The sequence below is a fragment of the Phenylobacterium sp. genome, from assembly GCF_965284355.1.
In the GTDB taxonomy this organism is placed as follows: Bacteria; Pseudomonadota; Alphaproteobacteria; order Caulobacterales; family Caulobacteraceae; genus Phenylobacterium.
In genome coordinates this window covers 2,759,965-2,784,791 of sequence record NZ_OZ260078.1, presented here as the reverse complement: position 1 = coordinate 2,784,791, position 24,827 = coordinate 2,759,965, and the positions used below count along the sequence as shown (strand labels likewise).

Here is a 24,827-nt window from a genome sequence, read left to right as displayed (position 1 = left end):
CCTGATGCTGCCCGCGGCGCTCCAGGCCGCCATCGCGCGTGAGCTGGCGGGCGCCTCGCGCCGCGATCTGGCGGAGCGCACGGCGGCGACGAGCCAGGCTTATCGCGCGGGCCTTGGCTCGGCGTCGGTGATCAAGGGGCGCGACGACGCCCTGGCCTATGCGCTGGCCCGGATGCCGGCGACCTATGCCGCCTGCGTGGCGGTGTTCGATGAGGCCGCCCGCATGGCCCCCGGCTTCGCGCCACGCACGTTGCTGGACGCCGGCTGCGGCCCGGGCACCGGCAGTTGGGCGGCCCGCGAGACGTGGAGCTCGCTGACCGACATCACCTGGCTCGACGCCAGCGCGCCATTCCTGGAGCTGGCCAGGCGCCTCGCCGGCGACGACCTCGCGGCGACGGCGATCCGCGGCGACCTGACCGCGGGCCCGTTCTCGACGGCCGACCTCGTCCTGGCCAGCTACGCTTTGGCCGAGATTCCGGCGGCGGCGCAGGGGCAGGTCGTGACCCAGCTGTGGGCGGCCGCCGAAGGCGTCCTGGCCATCGTCGAGCCCGGCACGCCGGCCGGCTACGAGCGGCTGCTGAGCGCCCGCGACACGCTGATCGCCGAGGGGGCGGAGATCCTGGCGCCCTGTCCGCACCAACAGGGCTGCCCGCTGGCCGCGCCCGACTGGTGTCACTTCAGCGTCCGCCTGCCCCGCTCGCGCGATCACAGACTGGCCAAGGGCGCCGACGCGCCGTTCGAGGACGAGAAGTACGCCTATCTGCTGGCCGCCCGGCCGGGGGTGGCGTCGCCGGCCCGGACGCCCCGCGTGCTGGCGCGCCCCAAGGTCGGCAAGCCCGGCATCGACCTCAAGCTGTGCACCGAAGCCGGCGCCCTGGAACGCCGCTTCGTCGCCCGCCGCGACAAGCCCGCCCACGCCGTGGCGCGGCGCCTGGACTGGGGCGACGCGCTCTAGGAGCTGTGGACTCTTAGGATTCACGCTGGGTCCGAAGCGTGATTCAAGACTGCTTTTTGGAGGCGGTCTTGGGTGTGATGGATCGACTGGTGCTGAGCGATGAGCAGTGGGAGCGGATCGCGCCGCTGATCATCGGGCGGCCGGATCAGAAGGGCTCGACGGGTCGGGACAACCGGATGTTCGTCGAGGGCGTGCTCTGGATCGTCAGGACGGGTTCGCCCTGGCGTGACCTGCACGAGGTGTTCGGGGACTGGAACACGGTCTTTCGGCGCTTCAGCCGCTGGAGCGCCAAAGGGGTCTGGTGGCGCATCTTCGAGGCGCTCTCGGACGATCCGGACTTCGAGTACCTGATCGTCGACTCGACCATCGTGCGCGCCCACCAGCATGCGGCGGGCGCGAAAAAGGGGGGTCTGAAGATCAGGCCCTTGGCCGCTCCCGCGGCGGCCTGAGCACCAAGATCCACATGGCGGTCAGAGGCCTGGGCTGTCCTGTCCGGTTCAGCCTCACCGCCGGCCATCGTGGCGACGCACCCCAGGCCGAACCCTTGATCGAAGGCTTGGCCGCCGACGTAGTGATGGCCGATACCGCCTACGACTCAGATCGCCTGCGCCAGAAGATCGCTGAGAAGGGCGCGATCGCCGTCATACCGAACAACCCATCCCGCGCGATCAAGCACCCCCTCGACGCCCAGCTCTATGCTCAGCGCCACCTGGTCGAGTGCTGCTTCTCAAGGCTCAAGCAGTTCCGCCGCGTCGCCACCCGCTTCGAGAAGACCGCCCGCAACTACCTCGCCATCGTCACCCTCGCCGCCATCGTCTTGTGGCTACGATAAGTGTCCACAGGACCTAGTGGGCTGGATCTGAAGTTCGCCGTCTTGTTGGATCGGGCTCGGAGCGAACTTCAGACCCAAGAAGCACACGAGAAGCATAGGCTTGCTAGTGTCCTGATCGATTCCGAAGTTCGTCCGAGTTCGCCGCCTGCGCCTGCGAACCTCGGAATCGGGACACTTGAGCCCGTCCCGGTTGGCTTGAATCAAGGCAACCGGGAGAAACGGGCTCGTCGTCTTCCTGCTGGAGCGCATCCTGATCGCCTGCGGCGCCTCATCCTCGGCGGGATGCGCTCTAGCCGCCGCTCAGCGCGTCCCTGAGGCGCTGGATCTGCCGGTTGAGGTCGCCCAACTCCTGCAGGCTCATGCCGGCCTTCTTCAGCAGCGCCTCGCCGAGGCACGCGCTCTCCTCGCGCATGTCGCGGCCCTTGTCGGTCAGGCTGACCTGGACCTGCCGCTCGTCGCTGGGATTGCGCAGCCGGGTCAGGAAGCCCGCCAGCTCAAGGCGCTTCACCAGCGGTGTGATCGTGCTGGGCTCCAGCGCCAGACGGTCGGCGATGCCGGTGATCGTGAGACCGTCTGTCTCCCAGAGCGCGTGCAGCACCAGGTACTGCGGATAGGTCAGGCCCAGCTGGTCGAGCAGGGGCTTGTAGGTCCGGTTGATGGCGAGGTCCGCGCCGTAGATCGAGAAGCAGAGCTGGCGATCGAGCGGCTGCTGGCGGGTCTGGGTCATGCAGATAGATATCGCGATAAAAGATATCTTGACAAGGGTCAGGGCCGCGCCTAGCTATTACTTATCGCGATAAACATTATCGCTCGCCAATCACAGGAGACCCCTCATGCCCGTTCTCTACACCGCTCAAGCCACCGCCACGGGCGGCCGCACCGGCAGCGCCAAGTCCTCGGACGGCCACCTCGACGTCGCGCTCGACACCGTGAAGGAGCTCGGCGGGGCCGGCGGCGCGGGCACCAATCCCGAGCAGCTGTTCGCCGCCGGCTACGCGGCCTGTTTCCTGGGCGCCCTGAAGTTCGTGGGCGGCCGCGAGAAGGTGGCGATCCCGGCGGATACGACGGTCACAGCCGACGTGGGCATCGGCCCGCGCGCCGACGGCGGCGGCTTCGAGCTGACGCTGGCGATCAACGTGGCGATCCCGGGCCTCGACAAGGCCGCGGCCGAGGACATCGTGGCCAAGGCCCACGTGGTCTGCCCCTACTCGCAGCTGACCCGCGCCGGCGCCGACGTGAAGCTCAGCGTCGCCTAGCGTCCGTTCCTGATCCCCTCGCGGCCCCTGGGTCGCGGGGCGATCAGTTGACGATGATGGCGCCCAGCAGGACGCGGGCGCCGGGGCGGCCCAGGATAAAGTCGGTCTGCCGCTGCAGACTCTGGGCGATGTAGTCGGCGTTGGGCAGGGCCCCGGGGGCCAGCCCGCTGGCGTAGCCCTGGACGACCTGGAGATAGGCGGCGCGCAAACGCGGCACCGACTGCTCGGCGCGGGTGCGCAGCGCCTCGTCAGGCACATCCAGGCCGCAGTCGACCGACATCACGCCGCGCCGCCCCACGCCACGCATGGTCGTGCCCAGCAGGGTCTGAACCGGCACGTAGCTGCCGCCGCCCGACTTCTTCTTCTCGGCGCCGGCCGCATGGGCGACCACCGGCCCGGCCAACAGGCCGGCGAGCGGGGCGAGACTGAGGAAGCGGCGGCGATCCATCACGTGCGGCAAGATCACACATTATGGTTAGCGCTCCATTTACGTGCGCCTGCGAAGACAGGGTGAACCTCGCATGGATGCGGAGAGCCCCTTGGGCCGATTTGAGCCGACCAACCTCGACCTCGACGGCAAGGTCATTCTCGTCACCGGCGGCACCGGCTCGTTCGGTCGCCGCTTCATCGAGACGGTGCTGACGCGCGCCAAGCCTCGGAAACTCATCGTCTATTCCCGCGATGAGCTGAAGCAGAGCGAGATGCAGATCGACTTCGCCGAGCGCTTCAGCCCTGACCAGATGCTGGCGATGAGGTTCTTCCTGGGCGACGTGCGCGACCGGGAGCGACTCAGTCTGGCGTTCCGCGGCGTCGACATCGTGATCCACGCCGCGGCGCTGAAGCAGGTGCCGGCCGCCGAGTACAACCCGTCGGAATGCATCCACACCAACATCATGGGCGCCGAGAACGTCGTGCGGGCGTGCCTCGCCAACCGGGTGAAACAGGTGGTGGCGCTGTCGACGGACAAGGCCTGCAACCCCATCAACCTGTATGGCGCGACCAAGCTGGCGTCGGACAAGACGTTCGTCGCGGCCAATAACCTGTCGGGCGACATCGGGACGCGCTTCGCCGTGGTGCGCTATGGCAACGTCGTGGGCAGCCGCGGTTCGGTGATCCCGTTCTTCAACCGCCTGATCCAGCGCGGCGCTACCGAGCTGCCGATCACCGACCCGCGGATGACGCGGTTCCTGATCACCCTGGGCGAGGGCGTCGACTTCGTGCTGTCGTCGCTCAGCACCATGCACGGCGGCGAGATCTTCGTGCCGAAGATCCCGTCCATGAAGATCACCGAGATGGCCGAGGTGCTGGCGCCCGGCATGGCCCAGAAGGTGGTCGGGATCCGTCCGGGCGAGAAGCTGCATGAGATGATGATCTCGGCGGACGACGCGCGGAACACCGTCGACCTGGGCGACCGCTACGCCATCGAGCCGGCCTTCGTGGAATACACCCGCGAGCCCCTGAAGGGCGGGCGACTGAACGACGAATTCAGCTATGTCAGCGACACCAACCCGGAATGGCTGGACGGCCCGGGCCTGTTGAAGATGCTGGACGAGGACAAGCCGAAGGAGCGCCGCCGGCGGGCGGGCGACTGAGGGCAAGGACTTGGCCATGCTGCCCTACGGCCGACAGACCATCGAGGACGACGACATCGCCGCGGTCGCCGAGGCGCTGAAGGCCGATTTCCTGACGACGGGCCCCACCGTCGAGGCCTTCGAAGTCGCGTTCGCCGAGACCGTGGGCGCGCGTCACGCCGTGGCCTGCTCCAACGGCACCGCGGCGCTGCACCTGGCGATGATGGCGTTGGACGTGAAGCCGCGCGAGGCAGTCATTGCGCCCTCGATCACCTTCCTGGCGACCGCCAACTGCGCCCGCTACGTCGGCGCCGACGTGGTGTTCGCCGACGTCGATCCCGACACCGGCCTGATGACGCCGGAGACCCTGGCGCAGGCGATCGCGCGGGTCGGCGAGCGCCGGCTGCGGGCCGTCCTGCCCGTGCACCTGCGCGGCGATGCGTGCGACCTGCCGGGGCTCGAGGCGCTGGCGCGGGACGCCGGCGCCGTGCTGGTCGAGGACGCGCCGCATGCGCTGGGCACGACCATGACGTTCGGCAACACGGCGGAGAACGTGGGCGACGTGCGTCACTCGGCCATGGCCACCTTCTCGTTCCACCCCGTGAAGACCATCGCCACCGGCGAAGGCGGCATGATCACCACCAACGACCCGGCCATCGCGGCGCGGCTGAAGGTCCTGCGCTCGCACGGCATGGTTCGACCCGAGGGCTGTGAGCCGTGGTGGTACGAGATGCCCGAGCCAGGCTTCAACTATCGCCTGCCCGACATCCTCTGCGCCCTGGGCCTGTCGCAGCTGAAGAAGCTGCCGCGGTTCGCCGCGCGGCGCCGCGCGCTGGGCGCGGCCTATGCGGAGGCCCTGGCGCCGCTGGCGCCTGTGGTGCGCATCGCCGACCAGCCGGCCTGGAGCGACCCGGTCCTGCACCTGATGGTGGCGCTGATCGACTTCGAAGCCGTCGGCAAGAGCCGCCGCGACGTGGTCGAGGCGCTGAAGGCCCGCGGGGTCGGAACCCAGGTCCACTACATCCCGGTCCACCGCCAACCCTACTATCGCAAGCTCTATGGCGAGCTGGACCTGCCCGGCGCCGAGGCCTGGTACGCGCGCTGCCTGTCGCTGCCTCTGTATCCCGGGATGGAAGACGGCGACGTGGCGACGGTCGCGGCGGCGTTGAAGGATGTACTGGGGCTGTAGGAGCCCCTAAGCCGCCATCCCCGCCTGCTGGATCAGGGTGCGGACCTGAGCCATGTGCTCGGGGGACGCGGCGAGCGCGGCGCGCGTTTCGTCCTGACGGAAGAGGCGGATGGCCTCGTTCCGGGCGCGATTGGCGGCCGGGCCGATCGGGGCCGCCTCGCCGGCGGCCAGCCTCAGCAGCATCACCAGCCGGTGCATCAGCGGCGCGTTCGCACGCGCCACGAGGGCGGTGAACTTGGAGCGGCTCTCGACCTCGCCGCCGATGTCGCCCAGCTTCTCCTGGATCGGCTCGAAGTCGCCGGGCACCAGGCCGCAACGCCCGATCGACCGATGCAGGGCAGCCAGTTGCGCCAGCCGGGCCGCGGGGTTCTCGTCGCCGTTGGTCATTTCCTTTTCGAAGCGCAGCGACGCCACGATGGCCTTGATCCAACCGGCGGCCTGACGCTTGTTCGCCGCGCCGATGATGTTCTCGGTCAGCCAGATCAGGGCCTCGGCCTCGGCGTGCGCGGTCTGGCCCTGGCCCAGATAGGCTTCGACGAAGTCGCCGGTCACCAGCATCTTGGAGCGGACGGTGAAGACCGACTGGACCTCTTCCAGAGGCAGCAGCTTGCCTGCGGCGGCGGTCAGAGACATGGCCAGAGCGCGCAGCACGTCGATCTCGCGTTCGGCGTCGCCAGGGCACAGCCGCCGGGGGCCGGCAAGTTCCCTCAGGATGCGGCGACCGATGGCGGCGCGGGTGTCCTGGAAGGTGTCGCCCGACAGCCAATGCGCCAGGCGCATCGCCAGCTCGGACAGCTCGGGCATGATCTTCTGCACCGACTTCTCGACGCGCATGAGCGCCTCGACCGAGTCGTAGGCTGCGAGGCGGGTCATGGCGGCCAGATTGGCCCCGAGGTCCTCGCCCTTCCCGAGAACGTCGGTCATGCCCGGCTTGGCTTCTAGGATCTCGGCCAGGGGCTGCTGAATGGTGGACAGGGCCGCGCCTCGGCCAGGCCCCTTGGCCGGCGCCGCGTCCGCGAGGTCGAGCAGCCGGTCCACCTTGTCGGACCACGTGCCGGCGGGCGCGATCGACGCCGCGACGCCGGCGCCCAGGAGGTAACCGCGCTCGGGGTCCCCGGCGAGCCGCTCGGCCGCGGCCGCGAAGCCTTCCTTGTCGAGGTTGGGCAGGTTGCCCTTTCGCGAGTCCTTCATGAGACGCTCGACGGCGCGTTCGATCAGGGCCTGGAACACCCGGATCAGCTCATGCACCGACATGTTGCGGGCGTGCGCCTCGGGCACGGCGATCTTCTGGATCGCGTGCTGCAGGTCGATGCCCGACGCCTCAAGCTTTTCGACCAGGTCGGGCCGGTGCAGCAGTTCGAAGGGCGTTGCGTTGTTGCGCTCGAGCCAGCCCTCCAGCAGCCGCCCGATCCGCTCGCGGGCGTGGAGCGTATAAAGGTCCTGCGGCGTTACGCAGAGCGGCTGCGGCTCCTCCTTCGGACGCGCCTTGGCGACGGTGTCGGCCTGGCCGAACTTCTGGATGATGACCGTCTGGAACTCGCGGGTTTCTTCGTCGAACGTTTCCTTGCTGATACGGGCGGCCGCAACCCGGCCCTCCTTCATCAGTTCCTCAGCATGCTGGATGGCCGCGGCGCGATTCTCGGTGGCAAGATCGAGCACCCACGGTCCGCCCGGAATCTTGCGGATGTAGACCTCGAAATGCACCCGGTAGCCGTCCATTGTCTCACCCCCGCGAGAAGAGAGCGACGTTCGATGAATAAGCTTAAGGCTAAGTTGACTTTGTTTGGCGGCGCAGCGGCCCCATTGAGGCCACGGTGAAGGCTCAATACGCTCGCGCATAACGCTCCAAGGAGAACCCGACCTCAGATGGCGAAGATCACCCTCGTCGACGATGACGAAAACATCGTCACGTCGGTCAGCCTGGCCCTCGAGAGCCACGGCCACACCGTGAAGGCCTACTACGATGGGGCCTCGGGCCTGGCGGCGCTGGAGAACGACCCGCCGGACGTGGCGATCCTGGACGTGAAGATGCCGCGCATGGACGGCATGGAAGTGCTGCGCCGCCTGCGCCGCACCTCGGACATCCCGGTAATCATCCTGACGTCGAAGGACGAAGAGATCGACGAGATCCTCGGCTTCAATCTCGGGGCCGACGACTACATGCACAAGCCCTTCAGTCAGCGCCTGCTGATCGAGCGGGTGAAGGCCGTGCTGCGCCGCTCCGGCCGCGGCGAGACCGACGATGTGGCCGGGCCCTCGCTGGCGGCCGCCGACGTCGCGGCCCGCGCCCTGAAGCGCGGCAAGCTGACCCTGGACCCGGCCCGCCACGAAAGCCTGTGGGAAGGCAAGCCGGTCAAGCTGACCGTCACCGAGTTCCTGCTGCTGCAGTCGCTGGCCCAGCGGCCGGGGTTCGTGAAGAGCCGCGACAACCTGATGGACGCGGCCTACGACGATCAGGTCTATGTCGATGACCGCACCATCGACAGCCACATCAAGCGCATGCGGAAGAAGTTCCGCGAGGTGGATCCTGAGTTCGACGCGATCGAAACCCTCTATGGCGTCGGCTACCGATACCGCGAGTCCTGATCCGCAGGCGCCGGACCGGCTGAGCCCTGATCGGCCAAGCTTGGAGCGGGTCGCGCTGGAAAAGCGCGCGGCCCGTCGCCGCTATCGGGGTCTGCCGGGGTCGCGGCTGGGGCGGCTGATCCTGGCCCTCAACCTGCTGGGCCTGGCGATCCTCGTCGTGGGCGCGCTGGTCCTGAACGAGGTGCGCCAGGGGCTGGTCAACGCCCGCATCGACAGCCTGTCGACGCAGGGCGAGCTGATCGCCTCGATCCTGAACCAGGCCGCAACGGTGGGGGAACCCACGCCGCAGATGGACGCCGCCCTGGCGACCGAACTGCTGCAGACCCTGTCCAACCCGCGGGCCCAGCGGGCGCGCCTGTTCGACGCCGAGGGCCGGCTGGTCGCCGACAGCGAGTGGATGGCCGACGAGGTCGAGCAGCGCGACCTGCCGCCCGCCCGCGACCGCGCCGACAACGGTCCCGGATTCCAGCTGATGCCCCGGGCCACGCCCCCCACGCGTCACGAGGTGCAGGCGGCGCTGCAGAGCGAGGTGAAGGCCGCGCTGCAGGGACGCCCCCAGTCGGGCATGCGCCGCGGCGACCGCGGCAAGCGCGTGGTCTCGGTCTCGATCCCGATCCAGCACGTGCGCGCGGTGCTGGGCGTGGTGACGCTGGAGGCCAGCGACGTCGACGCCATCATCGGCCAGGAGCGCCGGGCGCTGATCCCGTTCATCCTGATCGCCGTTCTGGTCACGGTGGCCTCGTCGCTGCTGCTGAACAGCCTGGTGGCCCAGCCTGTCCTGCGGCTGGCCCGCGCGGCCGACCGGGTGCGCCAGGCCCGGGCGCGGGCCATCTCGCTGCCCGATCTGGCCAAGCGCGACGACGAGGTGGGCGACCTGACCCGCAGCCTCGAGGACATGACCCAGGCGCTGAGCGAGCGGATGGACGCCATCGAGGCCTTTGCCGCCGACGTCGCGCACGAAATCCGCAATCCGCTGACGTCGCTGCGCTCGGCGGTCGAGACCCTGGACATCGTCAGCGATCCGACGGCGCGCGAGCGGCTGATGAACGTGCTGAAGAACGACGTCCAGAGGCTGGACCGGCTGGTCACCGATATCTCGAACGCCTCGCGCCTGGACGCCGAGCTGTCGCGCGACCAGCCCAAGCCGATCGACCTGGGACGGCTGATCAGCGACATCGTCAGCCTCTACCAGGCCACCGCGCGCGACGGTGAGGTCCAGGTGGCCTTCGTCCCGCACCAGGGGGTCGAGGCCTCGCGGGTGTTGGGCCGCGAAGGGCCGCTGAGCCAGATCGTGCGCAACCTGATCGACAACGCCCGCTCGTTCAGCCCGCCGGGCGGCGTGGTTACGGTCGGACTCGTGCGGATGAAGGGCGAGGCGATCGTGACCGTTTCGGACGACGGCCCCGGCATCCCGCCCGAGAATCTCGAGACCGTGTTCGAGCGCTTCTACACCTCGCGGCCCAAGGGCGCGGCGTTCGGGGGCAACTCGGGCCTCGGACTGTCGATCGCCCGCCAGATCGCCGCCGCCCACGACGGCACGTTGCGCGCCGAGAACCGCACGGGCGCCGAGGGCAAGGTGCTGGGCGCCATGTTCACGCTGACGCTGCCGGCGCTGCCGTGATCCGGCACGCCGGGCTGATCGCGCGGCGCGTCGGGGGTCTCTGGCGCGGCGTGCTGATCGAGGGCCCGTCCGGCGCGGGCAAGAGCGACCTGGCGCTGCGGGCGCTGGACCACGGCTTCCGCCTCGTAGCCGACGACCGTGTGCAGGTCTGGGTCGACGCCGGCCGGCTGTATGGCCGCGCCCCCGAGGTGCTGCATGGCCTGCTCGAGGTGCGGGGGGTGGGCGTGACGCCGGTGGCGGCCCTGGCGTTCTGCGAGATCACGATGCTGGCTCGGCTGGCCGCGCCCGAACGGATGCCCGATTCCGCAACCGAAGCGATCCTTGGGCTCGACGTGCCACTACTGTCGGTAGACCCATTCGAAACCTCCGCGCCTGCGAAACTAAGCCGCGCGATGGAGTCCTTTGACGCGGCGCACAAGAGGCGTATCTAGCTCCGCTCGCGCCCCTGATCAGGCGTGTGTTCGCGGGTGGGGATACCCCTTGGATTGTCAGGCATGATCGGCCTCGTGATCGTCACGCACGGCCGGCTGGCGCAAGAGTTCGTCTACGCGATGGAGCACGTCGTGGGGCCGCAGGCTGCGGTCGAAGCGATCTGCATCGGTCCCGAAGACGACATGGAGCGGCGCCGTCAGGATATCCTGGCCGCGTGTGGCCGCGTCGAGACCGGCTCGGGCGTCGTCCTGCTCACCGACATGTTCGGCGGCACCCCGTCCAACCTGGCGATCTCGGTCATGGAGCAGACCAAGGCCGAGGTGATCGCCGGCCTGAACCTGCCCATGCTCATCAAGCTGGCCAGCGTGCGCACGCGCTTCACCCTCGAAGAGGCGGTTGCCGCGGCGCAGGAAGCCGGGCGAAAGTACATCTCCGTGGCCTCCTACGTCCTGGCCGGAGAAAAATAGCTGACCCCCGCCAACCAGACCGTCGAGATCATCAACAAGCGCGGCCTGCATGCGCGGGCGTCCGCCAAGTTCGTGAAACTCGCCGCCACCTTCGACGCCGAGGTGAGGGTCTCGAAGGACGGGCAGACCGTCGACGCCCGCTCGATCATGGGCCTGATGATGCTGGCCGCCTCGCCAGGGTGCTCCATCGCCATCGAGGCCGAGGGCGATCAGGCCGAGGAAGCCGTCCAGGCGCTGGTCGAACTGGTCCAGGCCCGATTCGAGGAAGACGAGTAGGGGCGCACCCTTTTCCCTGCCCGCCGGGGAGGGACAGACCGCGAAGCGGTCAGGGTGGGGAAGTCACGACCAGACCCGACGTCTGAAGCGGGGGACGCCTAGGGCAGGAAGCGCGGTACGCGCGCCTCCAGGAGGCGCACCAACTCCGGGTCCATGAACTCGTAGTCGTCCGGGATCCCCAGCACGATGACGCGCTGCGACGACAGCGACTCGCGAAATCTCTTCCCGAGCTTGTTCCGGTGAGACTGCTCCATCACGAAGATGATGTCGGCCCACTCGACGAGCTCAGGCGTAACGGGGTTGCCACAGCTGTTGTCGAGCCCTGCGGACAGCACTTCGACGCCTTCCCGGTCCGCGAACACCTGCTCGGCCGTTGGGCTGCGCAGGCGGTTCTGGCTGCAGACGAAGAGAACGTTCTTCACAGGTCAGGTCTTCAGCCGCCAGCCGGTCCGGAAGATCACCGTGACCGCGGCCAGGCACAGGGCCAGGAAGCCCAGCGTCGCCGCCAGGCTGACGCCCACGCCCACATCCGACACGCCGTAGAAGCTCCAGCGGAAGCCTGAGACCAGATAGACCACGGGGTTGAACAGGGCGATCGTGCGCCAGGTCCCCGGCAGCATGTCGATAGAGTAGAAGCTGCCGCCCAGGAACGCGAGCGGCGTCACCACCAGCGTCGGCATGATCGAGAGCTTCTCCCACCCGTCGGCCCAGATGCCGGTCAGGAAGCCGAACAGGGCGAAGGTGACCGAGGTCAGCACGAGGAACGCCGCCATGACGAACGGATGGTTGATCTCGAACGGCACGAAGATCCGCGCCGTGGCCAGGATGATCAGGCCCAGGATCACCGACTTGGTGGCGGCCGCGCCCACATAGCCGATCACCACTTCCCCGGCCGAGACGGGCGCGCTCAGCACCTCGTAAATCGTCCCTGCGAACTTCGGCATGTAGATGCCGAACGAGCCGTTGGAGATGCTCTCGGTCAGGATCGACAGCATCAGCAGGCCCGGCACGATGAAGGCGCCGTAGCTGACCCCGTTGATCTCTGGCATCCGGCTGCCGATCGCGGCGCCGAAGACGATGAAGTAGAGCGAGGTGGTGATCACCGGGGCGGCCACGCTCTGGACGATGGTCCGGACCCAGCGGTGCATCTCGAAGAGGTAGATGGCGCGGACGGCGTGCAGGTTCATGCGCGGGCCCTCACCAGGCTGACGAAGATGTCTTCCAGCGAGCTCTCCTGGGTGCGGAGGTCCTTGAAGTCGACGCCGCGTTCGGCGAGGCGCTTCATCAGCTCGGCGATGCCGGTGGTCTCGGCCTGGGCGTCGAAGGTGTAGACCAGCTCGGCGCCCTCGGCGGCCAGCTCCAGCGGATAGGCTTCCAGGCCCGCGGGGATGGCCGTCAGCGGCTCCTGCAGTTGCAGGGTCAGCTGCTTCTTGCCCAGCTTGCGCATGAGGACGTCCTTGTCCTCGACCAGGATCAGCTCGCCGTTCGAGATCACCCCGATCCGGTCGGCCATCTCCTCGGCTTCCTCGATGTAGTGGGTGGTCAGGATGATGGTGACGCCCTGCTCGCGCAGGCCCCGGACCATCTCCCACATGTCGCGCCGCAGCTCGACGTCGACGCCGGCGGTGGGTTCGTCCAGGAACAGGATCGTGGGCTCGTGGCTCAGCGCCTTGGCGATCATCACCCGGCGCTTCATGCCGCCCGAGAGCGCCATGATCTTCTCGTTGCGCTTGTCCCAGAGGCTGAGGTCCTTCAGCACCTTCTCCAGGTGGGCGTCATTCGGGGCCTTGCCGAACAGGCCGCGGCTGAACTTGACCGTGTCCCAGACCTTCTCGAAGGCGTCGGTGGAGATCTCCTGCGGGACCAGGCCGATCTTCATCCGCGCGGCGCGGTAGTCCTTCTGGATGTCGTGTCCGTCGGCGATCACGCGCCCGTCGGTCATCCGGACCAGGCCGCAGACGATGCCGATCAGAGTGGTCTTGCCGGCGCCGTTCGGCCCGAGGAGGGCGAAGATCTCGCCCTTCCGGATCTCGAGGTCGACGCCCTTCAGGGCCTGGAAACCGCCGGCGTAGGTCTTCGCCAGGCCCTGGATGGAAATGATCGGCTGCACGCGCTCTCCCTTGGGGCCAACCAGATAGGGCCCGGAGGACGGCGGAGCTAGTCACCGTCCGACAACGGACGATCTATCGCACCACATTGCCCGCCTTTGTCAGCAGGGCGCGTCGCGCCCCGCGATAGGGCGGGACGCCATCGGCTTCATCTTCAGGTCGGCCAGCAGAGCGTCGTCCTTGTTGCGGCCGGGGTTGTCGGTGGTGAGCAGGCGGGCGCCGACGAAGATCGAGTTCGCGCCGGCGAGGAAGCACAGGGCCTGCAGCTCGTTGCTCATGTGCTCGCGGCCGGCGGCGATGCGAACCATCGACTTGGGGCAGACCAGCCGGGCCACGGCGATCATGCGGACGAACTCCAGCGGGTCGACCGGGTCCGACGCGCCGAGCGGCGTGCCAGGTATGGGCATCAGGTCGTTGATCGGCAGGCTCTCGGGGTGGCTGGGCAGGATGGCCAGCTGGTGCAGCAGGCCCGCGCGGTCGCGGCGGCTCTCGCCCATGCCGACGATGCCGCCGCAGCAGGTGGACATGCCGGCGTCGCGGACGGCGGCCAGGGTGTCGAGGCGGTCCTGGTAGGTCCGCGTGGTGACCACCTGGTCGTAGTAGTCCGGGCCGGTGTCGAGGTTGTGGTTGTAGTAGTCGAGGCCCGCGGCCTTGAGCGCCCGGGCCTGATCGGGGGTCAGCATGCCCAGCGTGGCGCAGGTCTCGAGCCCCAGCGCCTTCACGCCCGAGATCATGGCGGCGACCTTCGGCAGATCGCGGTCCTTCAGGTCGCGCCAGGCGGCGCCCATGCAGAAGCGCTGCGCGCCGCCCGCCTTGGCCTCGGCGGCCTGGGCGATCACGGCGTCGGCGTCCATCAGCTTCGAGGCCGTCGTGGCGGTCTTGAAGTGCTGCGACTGGCTGCAATAGCCGCAGTTCTCGGGACAGCCGCCGGTCTTCACCGACAACAGCTGAGAAAGCTGCAGCTCGGTGGGGTCGAACCAGCGCCGGTGGACCTCGGCGGCGCGGAACACCAGTTCGGTGAACGGCAGCTCGAACAGCGCCTCCACCTCCTCCCGCGTCCAGTCATGTCGGGGGGTCGCCAGATCGGCGATGCGGACGGGGGCGTTCATGCGGGACTCCGGGGGACTTGGGGGAGCTTTTTGGGGGCGCCCGGATACGACGGTCACGCCGGGGCGGGCAATCCGCCTTTCCCTTACGTCACCACCGCGGCGTTAATGGTCGCATAAGGATTTCTTTATGTGTTGGTTGCTACAGAGGTCGCCTCCGGCTATAGGGCCGCCAACGAATTCCGCCGATCGCAGGAAATGAAATGACCGACTTTGTCGTGAAAGACCTCTCGCTGGCCGACTGGGGCCGCAAAGAGATCGAGATCGCCGAAACCGAGATGCCGGGCCTGATGGCCACGCGCGCCGAGTTCGGCAAGGCCCAGCCTCTGAAGGGCGCCCGCATCGCCGGCTCGCTTCACATGACCATCCAGACCGCCGTGCTCATCGAGACCCTGCAGGCGCTGGGCGCCGAGGTCCGCTGGGCGTCGTGCAACATCTTCTCGACCCAGGACCACGCCGCCGCCGCCATCGCGGCCAAGGGCACGCCGGTGTTCGCCATCAAGGGCGAGACGCTGGTCGAGTACTGGGAGTACGCCCACAAGATCTTCGAGTGGCACGACGGCGGCTATCCGAACCTGATCCTGGACGACGGCGGCGACGCCACCCTGCTCTGCGTGCTGGGCCCCAAGGCCGAGAAGGACCCGTCGGTCCTGAACAACCCGCAGAACGAGGAAGAAGAAGCGCTCTATGCGGTGATGAAGCGCTACCTCAAGGAAAAGCCCGGCTTCTACTCGGCCATCCGCGACGCCTGTAAGGGCGTGTCGGAAGAGACCACCACGGGCGTGCACCGCCTGTACCAGATGCACGAGCGCGGCGAGCTGCCGTTCACGGCCATCAACGTCAATGACAGCGTCACCAAGTCGAAGTTCGACAACCTCTACGGCTGCCGCGAGAGCCTGGTGGACGCCATCCGCCGCGGCACCGACGTGATGCTGGCCGGCAAGGTGGCCGTGGTCCTGGGCTACGGCGACGTGGGCAAGGGCTCGGCCGCCTCGCTCCGCAACGGCGGCGCGCGCGTCATGGTCACGGAAATCGACCCGATCTGCGCCCTGCAGGCGGCGATGGAAGGCTATGAGGTCGTGACGATGGACTATGCCGCCGACAAGGGCGACATCTTCTGCACGGCCACCGGCAACAAGGACGTGCTCACCGTCGACCACATGCGGGCGATGAAGAACAACGCCATCGTCTGCAACATCGGCCACTTCGACTCGGAAATTCAGATCGCCGGCCTGCGCAACTTCAAGTGGGACGAGATCAAGCCGCAGGTCCACCACGTGGAATTCCCGGACGGCAAGAAGATCATCGTGCTGTCGGAAGGCCGTCTGGTGAACCTGGGCAACGCCACGGGCCACCCGTCGTTCGTGATGAGCGCGTCCTTCACCAACCAGACGCTGGCCCAGATCGAGCTGTGGGTGAACGGCGCGAAGTACGAGAAGCGCGTCTACACGCTGCCCAAGCACCTCGACGAGAAGGTGGCGATGCTCCACCTCGAGAAGCTGGGCGCCCAGCTGACGACGCTGTCCAAGGAGCAGGCCGACTACATCGGCGTGACCCAGCAGGGCCCGTTCAAGCCCGAGCACTATCGCTACTAGGCGAACCGCATCGCCGGAACGACGAGGGGCGGCGCCGCAAGGCCCGCCCCTTTTTGCGTCTCGCGACGCCACCACTGGTGGTGGAAATCGCGGCCACGTTTACCATCCCCAGTAGAAATCTTCTGGCAGCGCCATGTTATCTGAGCTAGGGCCGAAGGCTGTGCCGCTCGCCCTGATCCTCTCATCGTTCGTCGCGGCCTCGCGGATCGGCGGGGCGGCGCAGCAGTATGTGCTGGCCGCGCACAAGATCGATCCGGTGCTGGCGCCCACGGTGATGTTCGGCCGCACGCCGGCCCGGGGCGGCAAGGGCGAGATCACACAGCCCGACGTCTTCCGGCGCATGCTGGGCGACATCGAGGCCGACGCGCTGTTCGGCATGGTCGACCTGATCATCACCGGGCACTTCTCCGACCCCGAGCAGGTGGAGATCGCCGCCGGGGTCATCGAGCGGGTCCGGGACGCCGAGCGGACGGGCCAGAACGGCGGGGCCAAGCGCCCGCTGGTCATCGTCGATCCGATCCTGGGCGACGCACCCAAGGGCCTCTACGTGAAATACGAGGTGGCCGAGCAGGTCGAGGAGCGGCTCGTGCCCCTCGCCGACTGGATCACGCCCAACCTGTGGGAGCTGGGCTTCCTGACCGACAGGCCGGTCGAGACGCTGGCCCAGGCGAGAGACGCCGCCCGCGCGTTGGGCCGGCCGGCGCTGATCACCTCGGCGCCGGCCGATCCCGGCGAGATCGGCCTGCTGTATGTCGACGCCGACCAGGCGGTGCTGTTCGCGCATCCACGTCAGGAGAGCGCCCCCAACGGCACCGGAGACCTGGTCACGGCCAGCTTCGGCGCCGGCCTCGTCGAGGGCCTGGCGCCTCGCGACGCCGCCCACCGCGCGGCGCGTGCGGCCCGGATGGCGGTCGAAGCCGCCCGCGCCTGGCGCGCCACCGAGTTGCCCATCGTCGGCATCGCCGACCGGCTGGCGAACCCCGACGTCGAGGTCCGGACCCTGGTCCTCTGACGGCGCCGCGCATCGGCGGCTGTCGTGTCGGCCGTGGAACGGTATATGCCGGGACAACGCGGCTTCGCAGAACGGCCCACGGTCCAGGTTCATGGTCGACATCACAGGTTTCGCGCCCGCCCGGTTCGCGGGCGTCAAGGACGTCTTCGCCCGGGCGTTCGAGGCCGGAGACGAGCTGGGCGCCCGCTTCACCCTCGTCGAGGACGGCGAGGTGGTGCTGGACCTGATGGGCGGCTGGTCCGATCGCAAGCGGACCGTCCCCTTCGGCGAGGACACGCTGGTCCCGGTGTTCTCGACCACCAAGTCGGTGTCGGCCCTGATGATCGCGCGGCTGGTGGACGCTGGGCGGCTGGACTACGGCCAGACCGTCGCCAGCGTCTGGCCCGAGTTCGCCCAGGCCGGGAAGAGCGCGGTGACCATCGAGCAGGCGATCTCGCATCAGGCGGGCCTGCCGGGCTTCCCCGAGCCGATGGACCCCGGCCTCTGGGTCGACTGGGACGCGATCTGCACGCGTCTGGCCGCCATGGCGCCGATGTGGCCGCCGGGCAGCGCCAGTGGGTATCACCCCGTGACGGTGGGCTATGTCGCCGGCGAGATCTTCCGCCGCGTCGACGGACGCACCATCGGCACGGCGTTCCGCGAGGACATCGGCGGCCCATTCGGCCTGGACCTCTGGGTGGGGCTGCCCGCCGAACACGAACATCGCGTGGCGGAACTGGTGCGGCCCAGCGCGCTGCCCGACTTCGGCGAGATCAACGACGCGACGCGGGCAGCCTTCCTGGCGCCCTGGTCGTCGGCGGCCGGCAAGGCGGGGGCCGACTACCGGCGCATGGAGGTGCCGTCCACCAACGGCTACGCCACCGCCGAGGCTTTCGCCAAGCTGATGGGCGCGCTGGCCAACGACGGCTGGCTGGACGGCGGCGAGATCCTGTCGCCGGCCCTGATCGCCGAGGCCAGCCGCGAGCGCATCCGCGGCCAGGATCTGGTTCTGCCCTATGTGATGAGCTGGGCCGCGGGGTTCATGAGGAATGAGATCAACTTCCCCTGGGGGCCGGGGACGCAGAGCTTCGGTCATTCGGGATGGGGCGGATCGTGCGCCTTCGCCGATCCCGAGCGGCGGCTGGGCGGGGCCTACACAATGAACAAACAGGGCGTGGCCCTGATGGGTGACACGCGGCCGAAGCGGCTGATCGAAGCGGCCTACGCTTCCCTCCCTTGATGGGGAGGGACAGATCGCGAAGCGATCAGGGTGAGGCGGTGTGGGCCTAAGTGCTGAGGTCGGTGAGGATCGCCACTCCCTCACCCTGGCCGCTGGCGCGGCCTGTCCCTCCCCATCAAGGGAGGGAAAACGAAAAAGGGCCCCGAAGGGCCCTCGTCCGAATGGTCTGGGTCGGACGTGAGATCAGATGCCGAGGCCGGCGGTCGAGACGGCGGCGAACAGGCCCAGCGCCATCAGGAACATCGGGGCGAAACGGTCGAAGGAGGCTTCGAAGCGGGCGAAGGTCATTGGTGTGGTCCTTGGTCTTGGTGGCCCCCGGGGGAGCGGGGGTGTCCGTTTGGACAAGCTGGTTCTAGCACTATCTGAACACTGCATAGATCAGCGATTTCGCCTGACGGCTATGCGTTTGCGCATCTCCTTCCACGGCGGGGAGGGAAAACGAAAAAGGGCCCCGAAGGGCCCTTGTCCGAAGGTCGAGATCGGACGGGGTTCAGATGCCGAGGCCGGCGGTCGCGAAGGCCGTGAACAGGCCGATGACCAGCAGGGCGACGGGGGCGAGGCGGTCGGCTTGGCGTTCGATTTGCGAGAGGGTCATGAGCGTGGTCCTTCAGGTTCTGGTGGGGAGCCCCGGGGGAGCGGGGCCGTCCGTGTGGACAACCTCTATCTACCAGCATCTGAACACTGCACAGATCAGCGAATTCGCCTGATCGCTATGCGTTTGCGCATGGCCCCTCCCTCCCTTGATGGGGAGGGACAGATCGCGGAGCGATCAGGGTGAGGCGGTAGAGGTCAGAACTGTGGGGTCGGGGAGGATCGACACTCCCTCACCCTGGCCGCTGACGCGGCTCGTCCCTCCCCATCAAGGGAGGGAAGAGGTTCTACTGGGTCGCCGCGTCGATCTGCGCCTGGATGACCCGCGACCGGCGCCATGCGCCGTACAGGAATACGGCCGCCCCGCCCCAGATGAAGGCGAACGACAGGGCGCGCAACGGCGTGAAGGCTTCGCCCTGCAACAGGCCGATGAAGAAGCTGATGGTGGGCGAGAGGAACTGCATGAAGCCCATCACCGACAGCGGCACGCGACGCGCGGCCCAGGAGAACAGCACCAGCGGGATCGCCGTGATCGGGCCGCAGGCGATCAGCCAGGCCGCGGTGACCGGATCGGAGAAGTGGCTCGCGCCCGGCTGGCCCGCCTGCCAGGCGATGTAGCCTGCGGCCACCAGCCCCACGAGCAGGGTCTCGACCAGGAAGCCGGTCTGGGCGTCGGCCGCGACCTGTTTGCGCACCACGCCATAGCCGCCGAAGCTGAAGGCCAGCACCAGCGACACCCAGGGCAGATGCCCGAGGGCAATGGCCTGGACGGTCACGCCGACCAGGGCCAGCGCGATGGCGGCCATGCCGATCCGGTCGATCCGCTCGCGGAAGAGCAGCGCGCCGGCGGCCATGCTGACCAGCGGGTTGATGTAGTAGCCGAGGCTGCTCTCCAGCAGCCGGCCCGACGTCACGGCCCAGATGAAGACCACCCAGTTCGTGGCGATCAGCAGCGACGACAGAAACAGCCAGGCCAGAGTCCTGGGCTGGCGCAGCACCGCCATCGCCTGCGGGCCCTGCCGGGCCAGCCAGACGAACAGCGCCGCCGTCGGGATGCTCCAGACGATGCGGTGGGCCAGGATCTCCCATGGCCCGACGCCCAGCGCGCCGATGGCCTGGAAGACCAGGGGCACGAAGCCCCAGATGAGATAGCAGGAGAGCCCCGCGCCGAGCGCCAGGCGGTTGTCTCCGCCGGGCGCCGACACCGGAGACATCCTAGGCGAGCGCCTTTTGCTTGATCAGGCCGCGGGCGTGGAGCAGCTCGGCGATCTGGACGGCGTTGAGGGCCGCGCCCTTGCGCAGGTTGTCGGCGACCACCCAGAGGTTCAGGCCGTGGTCGACCGTCGGGTCCTTGCGGATGCGGCTGACGTAGACCGGGAACTCGCCCTGGGCCTCCTTCGGCGTGATGTAGCCGGTGGAGTCGCGCTTATCGATCACGTTCAGGCCGGGGCTCTCGCGCAGGAGGTCGCGGGCCTCGTCTTCGTCGATCGGATTGTGGAACTCGATGTTCACCGACTCGGAGTGGCCCACCATGACGGGCACGCGCACGCATGTGACCGTCAGCTTGATCGCCGGGTCGATCATCTTGTGGGTCTCGTTCCACATCTTGGCTTCTTCGTCGGTGTAGCCGTCCTCGTTGAACGCGCCGATGAAGGGGATGACGTTGAAGGCGATCTGCTTGGGGAACTTCTTGGGCGGCGGGGCGCCCAGTACGAAGACGCCCTTGGTCTGGTCCCACAGCTCGTCCATGCCCTCTTTGCCGGCGCCCGACACCGACTGGTAGGTCGACACAACCACGCGCTTGATCTTGGCCAGGTCGTGCAGCGGCTTCAGCGCCACCACCAGTTGGGCGGTCGAGCAGTTGGGGTTGGCGATGATGTTCTTCTTGTTGGCCCACTCGACGTCGTCGGGGTTCACTTCCGGCACCACCAGCGGCACGTCGGGGTCCATCCGCCAGGCCGACGAGTTGTCGATGACGATGGGGCCGGCGGCGCCGATCTTCGGCGACCATTCCTTGGAGAAGCTGCCGGACACGCTCATCAGCACGAGATCGACGGTGGAGAAGTCGAACTGCTCCACGTCCTCGCACTTGATGATCTTCTCGCCGAACGAGACCTCGACGCCGATGGAGCGGCGCGACGCGATCGCGTGGATCTTGTCGACGGGGAAGTTCACTTCCTCGAGGATGTTCAGCATCTCGCGGCCCACGTTGCCCGTGGCGCCCACGACGGCGACCCGATAACCCATCGGTCGTCTCCTAAAACTTGGGGAGCGTCCCGTTACGCCCTGCCGTCCCGCAGTGCAACCGAGCGATCCTCAAGACCTCATCAGATTGGCTCTCGAACGGCTCGCGGACGCCGGCTGCATGACGTCTATGACCTATGGGGTCATGGCCATGTGCGGGCGCGGCGCCTAAACCGTCCGCGACGCGAGGAGGATTCATCCATGACCACCGGCATGCCGTTTTCCGACCTGATGGGCGTCGAGGTTCTGGAGCGGACGAAGGACCGCGTGCGCGGCCGCATGGTCGTGCGCGAGGACCTCTGCACCGCGGGCGGCATCTGCCACGGCGGCGCGTACATGGCCTTCGCCGACGCCCTGGGCGCGACCGGCGCGGTGATGAACCTGGCCGACGGCGCGCGAACGACGACCCTGGAAAGCAAGACCAACTTCCTGGGCGGCGCCCCGGTGGGCTCGACCCTCGAGGGCGAGGCCACGCCGCTGCACGTGGGCCGCCGCTCGTCGGTCTGGCAGACCCGCATCACCAACGCCGACGGCAAGCTGCTGGCCCTGGTGATCCAGACCCAGATGACGATCTTCCCGGGCTGAGCCTATTCCCCGGCCATCTTCAGGATCGCCCGCCACTCGTCCGGCGTGACCGGCGAGACCGACAGGCGGCCCTGGCGGATCATCTTCAGGTCGGCCAGCGCCGGGTTGGCTTTCATGGCCTCCAGCGTGACCTGGGACTTCAAGGCCCGCTTGGGCTTCAGTTCGACCGCCACGAAGCGGCCGGTTTCATCGCTGGCGTCGGGGAAGGCCTCCCGGGACACCTCGGCGATGGCGACGACCGCCTTGCCGTCCTGTGAATGGTAGAAGAACACCGGGTCGCCCACCTTCATCTCGTTGAGGTGGCCACGGGCCGTGAAGTTGCGCACGCCGTCCCATACGGTCTTCCCGTCGCGTTCCAGGTCGGCGTAGCTGTAGGTGGACGGCTCGGACTTCACGAGCCAGTACGATGACGACACGGGGCTTCCTCCGGGCTTGGCCCCACGATGTGGGGCCCGGCGCACGGGCGTCAACGGGTCAGGCGGCGCCGGCCGTCGCGTAGACGTCGCGCACATCGCTCAGGCCTTTGAGGATGCGCGTCCGCTCGGCCTTGTCGGGCTTGCGGCTGACCATGAAGCGCCAGGCGCGCATATGCACCGCGATGGCCATGCGATCGCAGGTCTCCTGGTCGAGGAAATCGTCCAGCAGGCCGATCAGGCTGGCCACCACGTCGCCCGCGCCATCGCGGCCCACGTCGGGATAGCTCTCGACCACCGTCTTGAAGACCTCGAGGTCGCCGCGGTCGAAGGTGTTCTGGATGGTGAGCAGCAGGCTTTCGGCGAGCGCCAGCACGTCCGCGTCGCCGGCGCGGCGGTGCGGCTTCTTGGGCGCGGACTCGTCCTGATCCTCGATCACGGCCCCAGTCTGCCGCAAGTCGCTTAACGCCAGCCTACCCGGCCAGATCTGGATATAGTTGACTCAGTCAATCAATTGCCGTGCATTGGAGACATGAGCGAAGCCCTCGACACCGTCGCCGCCGTCCGGCGCTTCAGCCGCTTCTACACGCGCGCCATCGGCGTGCTGGAGCGCGGCTATCTCGGTGGGCCCTACACCCTGGCCGAGAACCGGGTGATGTACGAGATCAGCCACGGCGAGATGGTCACGCCGTCCGCCATCGCCGCCGCGCTGGACCTGGACGCCGGCTATCTGAGCCGGATGATGTCGAAGCTGGAGCGCGACGGGATGCTGGAACGTCGGCGCTCGAACAGCGACGGGCGCAGCGTCACGCTCCGCCTGACACCGCGCGGCCAGGCCTACTTCGCCGACCTGAACGCCCGGACCATCGACCGCGTCCACGAGTTGATCGGCGGGCTTTCGGCGCCCGACAAGGCGCGGCTGGCGGGCGCGCTCGACACCGCCCAGACCCTGATGCAGCCACGAACAGACAAGCCGCCGATCGTGCTGCGCGGCCACCAGACCGGCGACATGGGCTGGGTCACCGAGCGCCATGGCGTGTTCTACGGCGTCACCTACGGCTGGGCGCCGAAGATCGAGGCGGTGACGGCGCGGATCTGCGCCGACTTCCTCGACAACTTCGACCCCGAGATGGAGCGCTGCTGGATCGCCGAGCGCGGCGGCGAGCGCGTGGGATCGGTGTTCATCGTCAAGGACGCCGAGCCGGGCGTGGCGCGCCTGCGCCTGCTGATGGTCGAGGCTGCCGCGCGCGGCGAGAAGCTGGGCCAGCGGCTGGTGGACGAATGCATCAGCTTTGCCCGCGAGACGGGCTACCGCGAGATCGTGCTCTGGACCCACGAGGTGCTGACCGCCGCGCGGGCGATCTACGCGGCCCGGGGCTTCGAACTGGAGAAGACCTGGGTGCACGACGACTTCGGCAAGCCCGAGGTGTCCGAGACCTGGCGGCTATCCCTCCCTTGATGGGGAGGGACAGGCCGCGCCAGCGGCCAGGGTGAGGAAGTCGGGGCCAGAACTCAGAGGGTGGGGAGGATCGACACTCCCTCACCCTGGCCGCTTCGCGGTGTCTAGCGGATTGATGGGTAACAGATTAGCCCGGTTGGATAGGTAACAGTTTGCGGCCGTGTGGATCGATGAGGCCGATGGGTTGGCGGTAGAACCAGACGCGCCAGCCGTGGTCGATCTCCTCGATAGCCACGCCCTCGCCGGCGAGGGCGTGGCTGATCTGGACGAGTTCGCCGCGCCACTTGATCTCGCCGGTGGTGCGCACCTTGCGGACCGCGAGGTCTGATCCGTACTCGGGCTCCGGAAGGCGGCGGGGCATGGGCCGGGGCGAGGGGCTGTAGAACCGGGCGGGGGTGAGCTGGTCGAGCGCCTGATGAGGCCGGTCGTGATTGTACTCCGCGCGGAAGGCGGCGAAGCGCCGGGCCTGAGCCTTTCGATCGGCGGCCGGCGGCGAGAGCGTCTCGAGCAGGGTGAGATGCAGGCGCTCCAGGCGACCGTTCTCCTGCGGCCGGCCAGGAAGGATGCGCTCGGGCTGGATGCCCAGCTTGATCCACCAGACCGACAGCGCCGAGAGGCCCGTGGGGCTGGCGGTGGCGAAGGGCGGGCCGTTGTCGGAGCGGATCACCTGCGGCAGACCATAGGTGCGGAAGGCCCGCTCCATCACCGGCCGCGCCTCGGCCGCCGACGTCCCGCCGCCGGCCGAGACCGTCAGCAGGAAGCGGCTGTAGGCGTCCGCCAGCGTCAGCGGCTCGCAGCGCGACCCGTCGCCCAGTCGCACCCAACCCTTGTGATCCACCGCCCACACCTGATTGGGCCGCTCCGGCGTCACCAGCGCTCCAGCCCGCACCGGCGCCCGCCGCCGAAGCCGCCGGCCCTTCACCAGCCCCGCCTTGCGCAGGATCTCGTCGGCCGTCGAGTGCGAAGGCCACGCCAGGTCCGGATGCAGCGCTTCCAGCCGCGCCACGATCTTGCGCGGCCCCCAGTGCGGCCGCGCCCGCCGCAACTCCACGATCTTCTCAGCCAACTCCGGCGACGTCGAGCGGCCATGCCTCAACGGCGCATGCGAGCGATCCGCCAGCCCCGCCGGACCCTCCGCCGCATACCGACCCAGCCACTTGTAGCCCACGCGCCGGCTAATCCCGTACGCCTCGCAAAGCTCCGTCATCGAAGCCTCGCCCGCCAGACACTCACCCACAAACCGAAGACGCTGATCCATCGCGAACGCCTCAAGCCACGGCATCGCACAGCCCCCAAAGCGAGAACTGTTA

General features: G+C 68.3%; 27 protein-coding genes. 15 read left to right on the top strand and 12 right to left on the bottom strand.

What is annotated here, in order from left to right; translation table 11 throughout:
• Positions 1 to 4 precede the first annotated feature (4 nt).
• Positions 5 to 955 carry a small ribosomal subunit Rsm22 family protein gene (locus ACQ66R_RS13585; protein WP_430422788.1) on the top strand — a complete coding sequence of 317 codons (951 nt, stop codon included), beginning with the start codon at positions 5 to 7 and terminating at the stop codon, positions 953 to 955.
• A gap of 77 nt (positions 956 to 1,032) precedes the next feature.
• Positions 1,033 to 1,787, top strand: a protein-coding gene (locus tag ACQ66R_RS13580; protein WP_430419018.1) for an IS5 family transposase whose coding sequence is annotated in 2 segments (ribosomal slippage) — positions 1,033 to 1,366 and positions 1,366 to 1,787 — 756 coding nt in all. Because the reading frame shifts where the segments join, the coding sequence is not laid out codon by codon here.
• Positions 1,788 to 2,076: 289 nt separating this feature from the next.
• On the opposite strand, the gene ACQ66R_RS13575 is transcribed toward ACQ66R_RS13580, so the two are convergent.
• A complete protein-coding gene (locus ACQ66R_RS13575) occupies positions 2,077 to 2,514 on the bottom strand; it encodes a MarR family winged helix-turn-helix transcriptional regulator (protein WP_430422786.1) in 438 nt (145 codons plus the stop codon).
• Between the two features lie 106 nt (positions 2,515 to 2,620).
• Between ACQ66R_RS13575 and ACQ66R_RS13570 the strand changes: the two genes are divergently transcribed.
• A complete protein-coding gene (locus ACQ66R_RS13570) occupies positions 2,621 to 3,043 on the top strand; it encodes an organic hydroperoxide resistance protein (RefSeq protein ID WP_430422784.1) in 423 nt (140 codons plus the stop codon).
• A gap of 43 nt (positions 3,044 to 3,086) precedes the next feature.
• Here ACQ66R_RS13570 and ACQ66R_RS13565 read toward each other — a convergent pair whose 3' ends face one another.
• Positions 3,087 to 3,509, bottom strand: a complete 423-nt coding sequence (locus ACQ66R_RS13565; protein WP_430422782.1) for a Tat pathway signal protein — start codon at positions 3,507 to 3,509, stop codon at positions 3,087 to 3,089.
• A gap of 73 nt (positions 3,510 to 3,582) precedes the next feature.
• Between ACQ66R_RS13565 and pseB the strand changes: the two genes are divergently transcribed.
• Together pseB and pseC are read left to right on the top strand one after the other, a co-directional pair.
• The gene (gene pseB / locus ACQ66R_RS13560) at positions 3,583 to 4,635 is read left to right on the top strand and encodes a UDP-N-acetylglucosamine 4,6-dehydratase (inverting) (RefSeq protein WP_430422780.1); all 1,053 of its coding nucleotides are present in this window, start codon (positions 3,583 to 3,585) and stop codon (positions 4,633 to 4,635) included.
• Between the two features lie 16 nt (positions 4,636 to 4,651).
• On the top strand, positions 4,652 to 5,803 hold the full coding sequence (gene pseC, locus ACQ66R_RS13555; protein WP_430422778.1) for a UDP-4-amino-4,6-dideoxy-N-acetyl-beta-L-altrosamine transaminase: 1,152 nt from the start codon (positions 4,652 to 4,654) through the stop codon (positions 5,801 to 5,803).
• A gap of 6 nt (positions 5,804 to 5,809) precedes the next feature.
• Here the strand turns inward: pseC and ACQ66R_RS13550 are convergent, their stop codons facing one another.
• The gene (locus tag ACQ66R_RS13550; protein ID WP_430422776.1) at positions 5,810 to 7,522 is read right to left on the bottom strand and encodes a hypothetical protein; all 1,713 of its coding nucleotides are present in this window, start codon (positions 7,520 to 7,522) and stop codon (positions 5,810 to 5,812) included.
• Positions 7,523 to 7,669: 147 nt separating this feature from the next.
• Here ACQ66R_RS13550 and ACQ66R_RS13545 point away from each other — a divergent pair, with 147 nt between their 5' ends.
• From ACQ66R_RS13545 to ACQ66R_RS13525, 5 genes are all read left to right on the top strand, one after another.
• On the top strand, positions 7,670 to 8,389 hold the full coding sequence (locus ACQ66R_RS13545) for a response regulator transcription factor (protein WP_293364853.1): 720 nt from the start codon (positions 7,670 to 7,672) through the stop codon (positions 8,387 to 8,389).
• Complete coding sequence (locus ACQ66R_RS13540; RefSeq protein ID WP_430422773.1) at positions 8,358 to 10,010, top strand: stimulus-sensing domain-containing protein; 1,653 nt, start codon at positions 8,358 to 8,360, stop codon at positions 10,008 to 10,010. The genes ACQ66R_RS13545 and ACQ66R_RS13540 overlap by 32 nt, the downstream gene beginning before the upstream one ends.
• Positions 10,007 to 10,441, top strand: a complete 435-nt coding sequence (locus ACQ66R_RS13535) for an HPr kinase/phosphorylase (RefSeq protein WP_430422772.1) — start codon at positions 10,007 to 10,009, stop codon at positions 10,439 to 10,441. The genes ACQ66R_RS13540 and ACQ66R_RS13535 overlap by 4 nt, the downstream gene beginning before the upstream one ends.
• A 63-nt stretch (positions 10,442 to 10,504) precedes the next feature.
• Positions 10,505 to 10,909: a PTS sugar transporter subunit IIA gene (locus ACQ66R_RS13530; RefSeq protein WP_430422771.1), complete on the top strand. Its 405-nt coding sequence runs from the start codon at positions 10,505 to 10,507 to the stop codon at positions 10,907 to 10,909.
• Positions 10,910 to 11,185 (top strand): HPr family phosphocarrier protein, encoded by a 276-nt coding sequence (locus tag ACQ66R_RS13525; RefSeq protein ID WP_430426297.1) that lies wholly within the window; start codon positions 10,910 to 10,912, stop codon positions 11,183 to 11,185.
• A 98-nt stretch (positions 11,186 to 11,283) separates the two neighbouring features.
• On the opposite strand, the gene ACQ66R_RS13520 is transcribed toward ACQ66R_RS13525, so the two are convergent.
• The 4 genes from ACQ66R_RS13520 to bioB form a co-directional block, all read right to left on the bottom strand.
• Positions 11,284 to 11,607, bottom strand: coding sequence for a low molecular weight protein tyrosine phosphatase family protein (locus tag ACQ66R_RS13520; protein ID WP_430422769.1), 324 nt, complete (start codon positions 11,605 to 11,607; stop codon positions 11,284 to 11,286).
• A gap of 3 nt (positions 11,608 to 11,610) precedes the next feature.
• Positions 11,611 to 12,372, bottom strand: coding sequence for an ABC transporter permease (locus ACQ66R_RS13515; RefSeq protein ID WP_430422768.1), 762 nt, complete (start codon positions 12,370 to 12,372; stop codon positions 11,611 to 11,613).
• A complete protein-coding gene (locus ACQ66R_RS13510; RefSeq protein WP_430422767.1) occupies positions 12,369 to 13,295 on the bottom strand; it encodes an ABC transporter ATP-binding protein in 927 nt (308 codons plus the stop codon). The genes ACQ66R_RS13515 and ACQ66R_RS13510 overlap by 4 nt, the downstream gene beginning before the upstream one ends.
• A gap of 99 nt (positions 13,296 to 13,394) precedes the next feature.
• On the bottom strand, positions 13,395 to 14,402 hold the full coding sequence (bioB, locus tag ACQ66R_RS13505; protein ID WP_430422765.1) for a biotin synthase BioB: 1,008 nt from the start codon (positions 14,400 to 14,402) through the stop codon (positions 13,395 to 13,397).
• 200 nt (positions 14,403 to 14,602) lie between these two features.
• Here bioB and ahcY point away from each other — a divergent pair, with 200 nt between their 5' ends.
• The 3 genes from ahcY (at position 14,603) to ACQ66R_RS13490 (ending at position 18,225) form a co-directional block, all read left to right on the top strand.
• The gene (gene ahcY, locus ACQ66R_RS13500) at positions 14,603 to 15,994 is read left to right on the top strand and encodes an adenosylhomocysteinase (protein WP_430422763.1); all 1,392 of its coding nucleotides are present in this window, start codon (positions 14,603 to 14,605) and stop codon (positions 15,992 to 15,994) included.
• Between the two features lie 133 nt (positions 15,995 to 16,127).
• Positions 16,128 to 17,006, top strand: coding sequence for a PfkB family carbohydrate kinase (locus ACQ66R_RS13495; protein WP_430422761.1), 879 nt, complete (start codon positions 16,128 to 16,130; stop codon positions 17,004 to 17,006).
• A gap of 91 nt (positions 17,007 to 17,097) precedes the next feature.
• Positions 17,098 to 18,225, top strand: coding sequence for a serine hydrolase domain-containing protein (locus ACQ66R_RS13490; RefSeq protein WP_430422759.1), 1,128 nt, complete (start codon positions 17,098 to 17,100; stop codon positions 18,223 to 18,225).
• A gap of 878 nt (positions 18,226 to 19,103) precedes the next feature.
• Here the strand turns inward: ACQ66R_RS13490 and rarD are convergent.
• The gene (rarD, locus tag ACQ66R_RS13485) at positions 19,104 to 20,030 is read right to left on the bottom strand and encodes an EamA family transporter RarD (RefSeq protein WP_430422757.1); all 927 of its coding nucleotides are present in this window, start codon (positions 20,028 to 20,030) and stop codon (positions 19,104 to 19,106) included.
• Position 20,031: 1 nt separating this feature from the next.
• Positions 20,032 to 21,063, bottom strand: coding sequence for an aspartate-semialdehyde dehydrogenase (locus tag ACQ66R_RS13480; protein WP_430422755.1), 1,032 nt, complete (start codon positions 21,061 to 21,063; stop codon positions 20,032 to 20,034).
• A 198-nt stretch (positions 21,064 to 21,261) separates the two neighbouring features.
• Here ACQ66R_RS13480 and ACQ66R_RS13475 point away from each other — a divergent pair, with 198 nt between their 5' ends.
• The gene (locus tag ACQ66R_RS13475; RefSeq protein WP_430422753.1) at positions 21,262 to 21,645 is read left to right on the top strand and encodes a PaaI family thioesterase; all 384 of its coding nucleotides are present in this window, start codon (positions 21,262 to 21,264) and stop codon (positions 21,643 to 21,645) included.
• 2 nt (positions 21,646 to 21,647) lie between these two features.
• On the opposite strand, the gene ACQ66R_RS13470 is transcribed toward ACQ66R_RS13475, so the two are convergent.
• Together ACQ66R_RS13470 and ACQ66R_RS13465 are read right to left on the bottom strand one after the other, a co-directional pair.
• Positions 21,648 to 22,061: an EVE domain-containing protein gene (locus ACQ66R_RS13470; protein WP_430422751.1), complete on the bottom strand. Its 414-nt coding sequence runs from the start codon at positions 22,059 to 22,061 to the stop codon at positions 21,648 to 21,650.
• 58 nt (positions 22,062 to 22,119) lie between these two features.
• Positions 22,120 to 22,497 carry a hypothetical protein gene (locus tag ACQ66R_RS13465; RefSeq protein WP_293364838.1) on the bottom strand — a complete coding sequence of 126 codons (378 nt, stop codon included), beginning with the start codon at positions 22,495 to 22,497 and terminating at the stop codon, positions 22,120 to 22,122.
• Between the two features lie 93 nt (positions 22,498 to 22,590).
• On the opposite strand from ACQ66R_RS13465, the gene ACQ66R_RS13460 reads away from it, so the two are divergent.
• On the top strand, positions 22,591 to 23,517 hold the full coding sequence (locus ACQ66R_RS13460) for a bifunctional helix-turn-helix transcriptional regulator/GNAT family N-acetyltransferase (protein WP_430422749.1): 927 nt from the start codon (positions 22,591 to 22,593) through the stop codon (positions 23,515 to 23,517).
• A gap of 127 nt (positions 23,518 to 23,644) precedes the next feature.
• Here the strand turns inward: ACQ66R_RS13460 and ACQ66R_RS13455 are convergent, their stop codons facing one another.
• Positions 23,645 to 24,775, bottom strand: a complete 1,131-nt coding sequence (locus ACQ66R_RS13455; protein WP_430421526.1) for a helix-turn-helix domain-containing protein — start codon at positions 24,773 to 24,775, stop codon at positions 23,645 to 23,647.
• Between the last annotated feature and the right edge of the window lie 52 nt (positions 24,776 to 24,827).

What these genes read in the sequence shown, in the direction of transcription:
- ACQ66R_RS13575 (WP_430422786.1), bottom strand. Translation starts at nt 2,514, where the DNA reads ATGACCCAGACCCGCCAGCAGCCGCTCGATCGCCAGCTCTGCTTCTCG.
- ahcY (WP_430422763.1), top strand. Translation starts at nt 14,603, where the DNA reads ATGACCGACTTTGTCGTGAAAGACCTCTCGCTGGCCGACTGGGGCCGC.
- ACQ66R_RS13480 (WP_430422755.1), bottom strand. Translation starts at nt 21,063, where the DNA reads ATGGGTTATCGGGTCGCCGTCGTGGGCGCCACGGGCAACGTGGGCCGC.
- rarD (WP_430422757.1), bottom strand. Translation starts at nt 20,030, where the DNA reads ATGTCTCCGGTGTCGGCGCCCGGCGGAGACAACCGCCTGGCGCTCGGC.
- ACQ66R_RS13495 (WP_430422761.1), top strand. Translation starts at nt 16,128, where the DNA reads ATGTTATCTGAGCTAGGGCCGAAGGCTGTGCCGCTCGCCCTGATCCTC.
- ACQ66R_RS13455 (WP_430421526.1), bottom strand. Translation starts at nt 24,775, where the DNA reads ATGGATCAGCGTCTTCGGTTTGTGGGTGAGTGTCTGGCGGGCGAGGCT.
- ACQ66R_RS13490 (WP_430422759.1), top strand. Translation starts at nt 17,098, where the DNA reads ATGGTCGACATCACAGGTTTCGCGCCCGCCCGGTTCGCGGGCGTCAAG.
- ACQ66R_RS13550 (WP_430422776.1), bottom strand. Translation starts at nt 7,522, where the DNA reads ATGGACGGCTACCGGGTGCATTTCGAGGTCTACATCCGCAAGATTCCG.
- pseC (WP_430422778.1), top strand. Translation starts at nt 4,652, where the DNA reads ATGCTGCCCTACGGCCGACAGACCATCGAGGACGACGACATCGCCGCG.
- ACQ66R_RS13475 (WP_430422753.1), top strand. Translation starts at nt 21,262, where the DNA reads ATGACCACCGGCATGCCGTTTTCCGACCTGATGGGCGTCGAGGTTCTG.
- ACQ66R_RS13540 (WP_430422773.1), top strand. Translation starts at nt 8,358, where the DNA reads ATGGCGTCGGCTACCGATACCGCGAGTCCTGATCCGCAGGCGCCGGAC.
- ACQ66R_RS13460 (WP_430422749.1), top strand. Translation starts at nt 22,591, where the DNA reads ATGAGCGAAGCCCTCGACACCGTCGCCGCCGTCCGGCGCTTCAGCCGC.
- ACQ66R_RS13570 (WP_430422784.1), top strand. Translation starts at nt 2,621, where the DNA reads ATGCCCGTTCTCTACACCGCTCAAGCCACCGCCACGGGCGGCCGCACC.
- ACQ66R_RS13530 (WP_430422771.1), top strand. Translation starts at nt 10,505, where the DNA reads ATGATCGGCCTCGTGATCGTCACGCACGGCCGGCTGGCGCAAGAGTTC.
- ACQ66R_RS13545 (WP_293364853.1), top strand. Translation starts at nt 7,670, where the DNA reads ATGGCGAAGATCACCCTCGTCGACGATGACGAAAACATCGTCACGTCG.
- ACQ66R_RS13585 (WP_430422788.1), top strand. Translation starts at nt 5, where the DNA reads ATGCTGCCCGCGGCGCTCCAGGCCGCCATCGCGCGTGAGCTGGCGGGC.
- bioB (WP_430422765.1), bottom strand. Translation starts at nt 14,402, where the DNA reads ATGAACGCCCCCGTCCGCATCGCCGATCTGGCGACCCCCCGACATGAC.
- ACQ66R_RS13515 (WP_430422768.1), bottom strand. Translation starts at nt 12,372, where the DNA reads ATGAACCTGCACGCCGTCCGCGCCATCTACCTCTTCGAGATGCACCGC.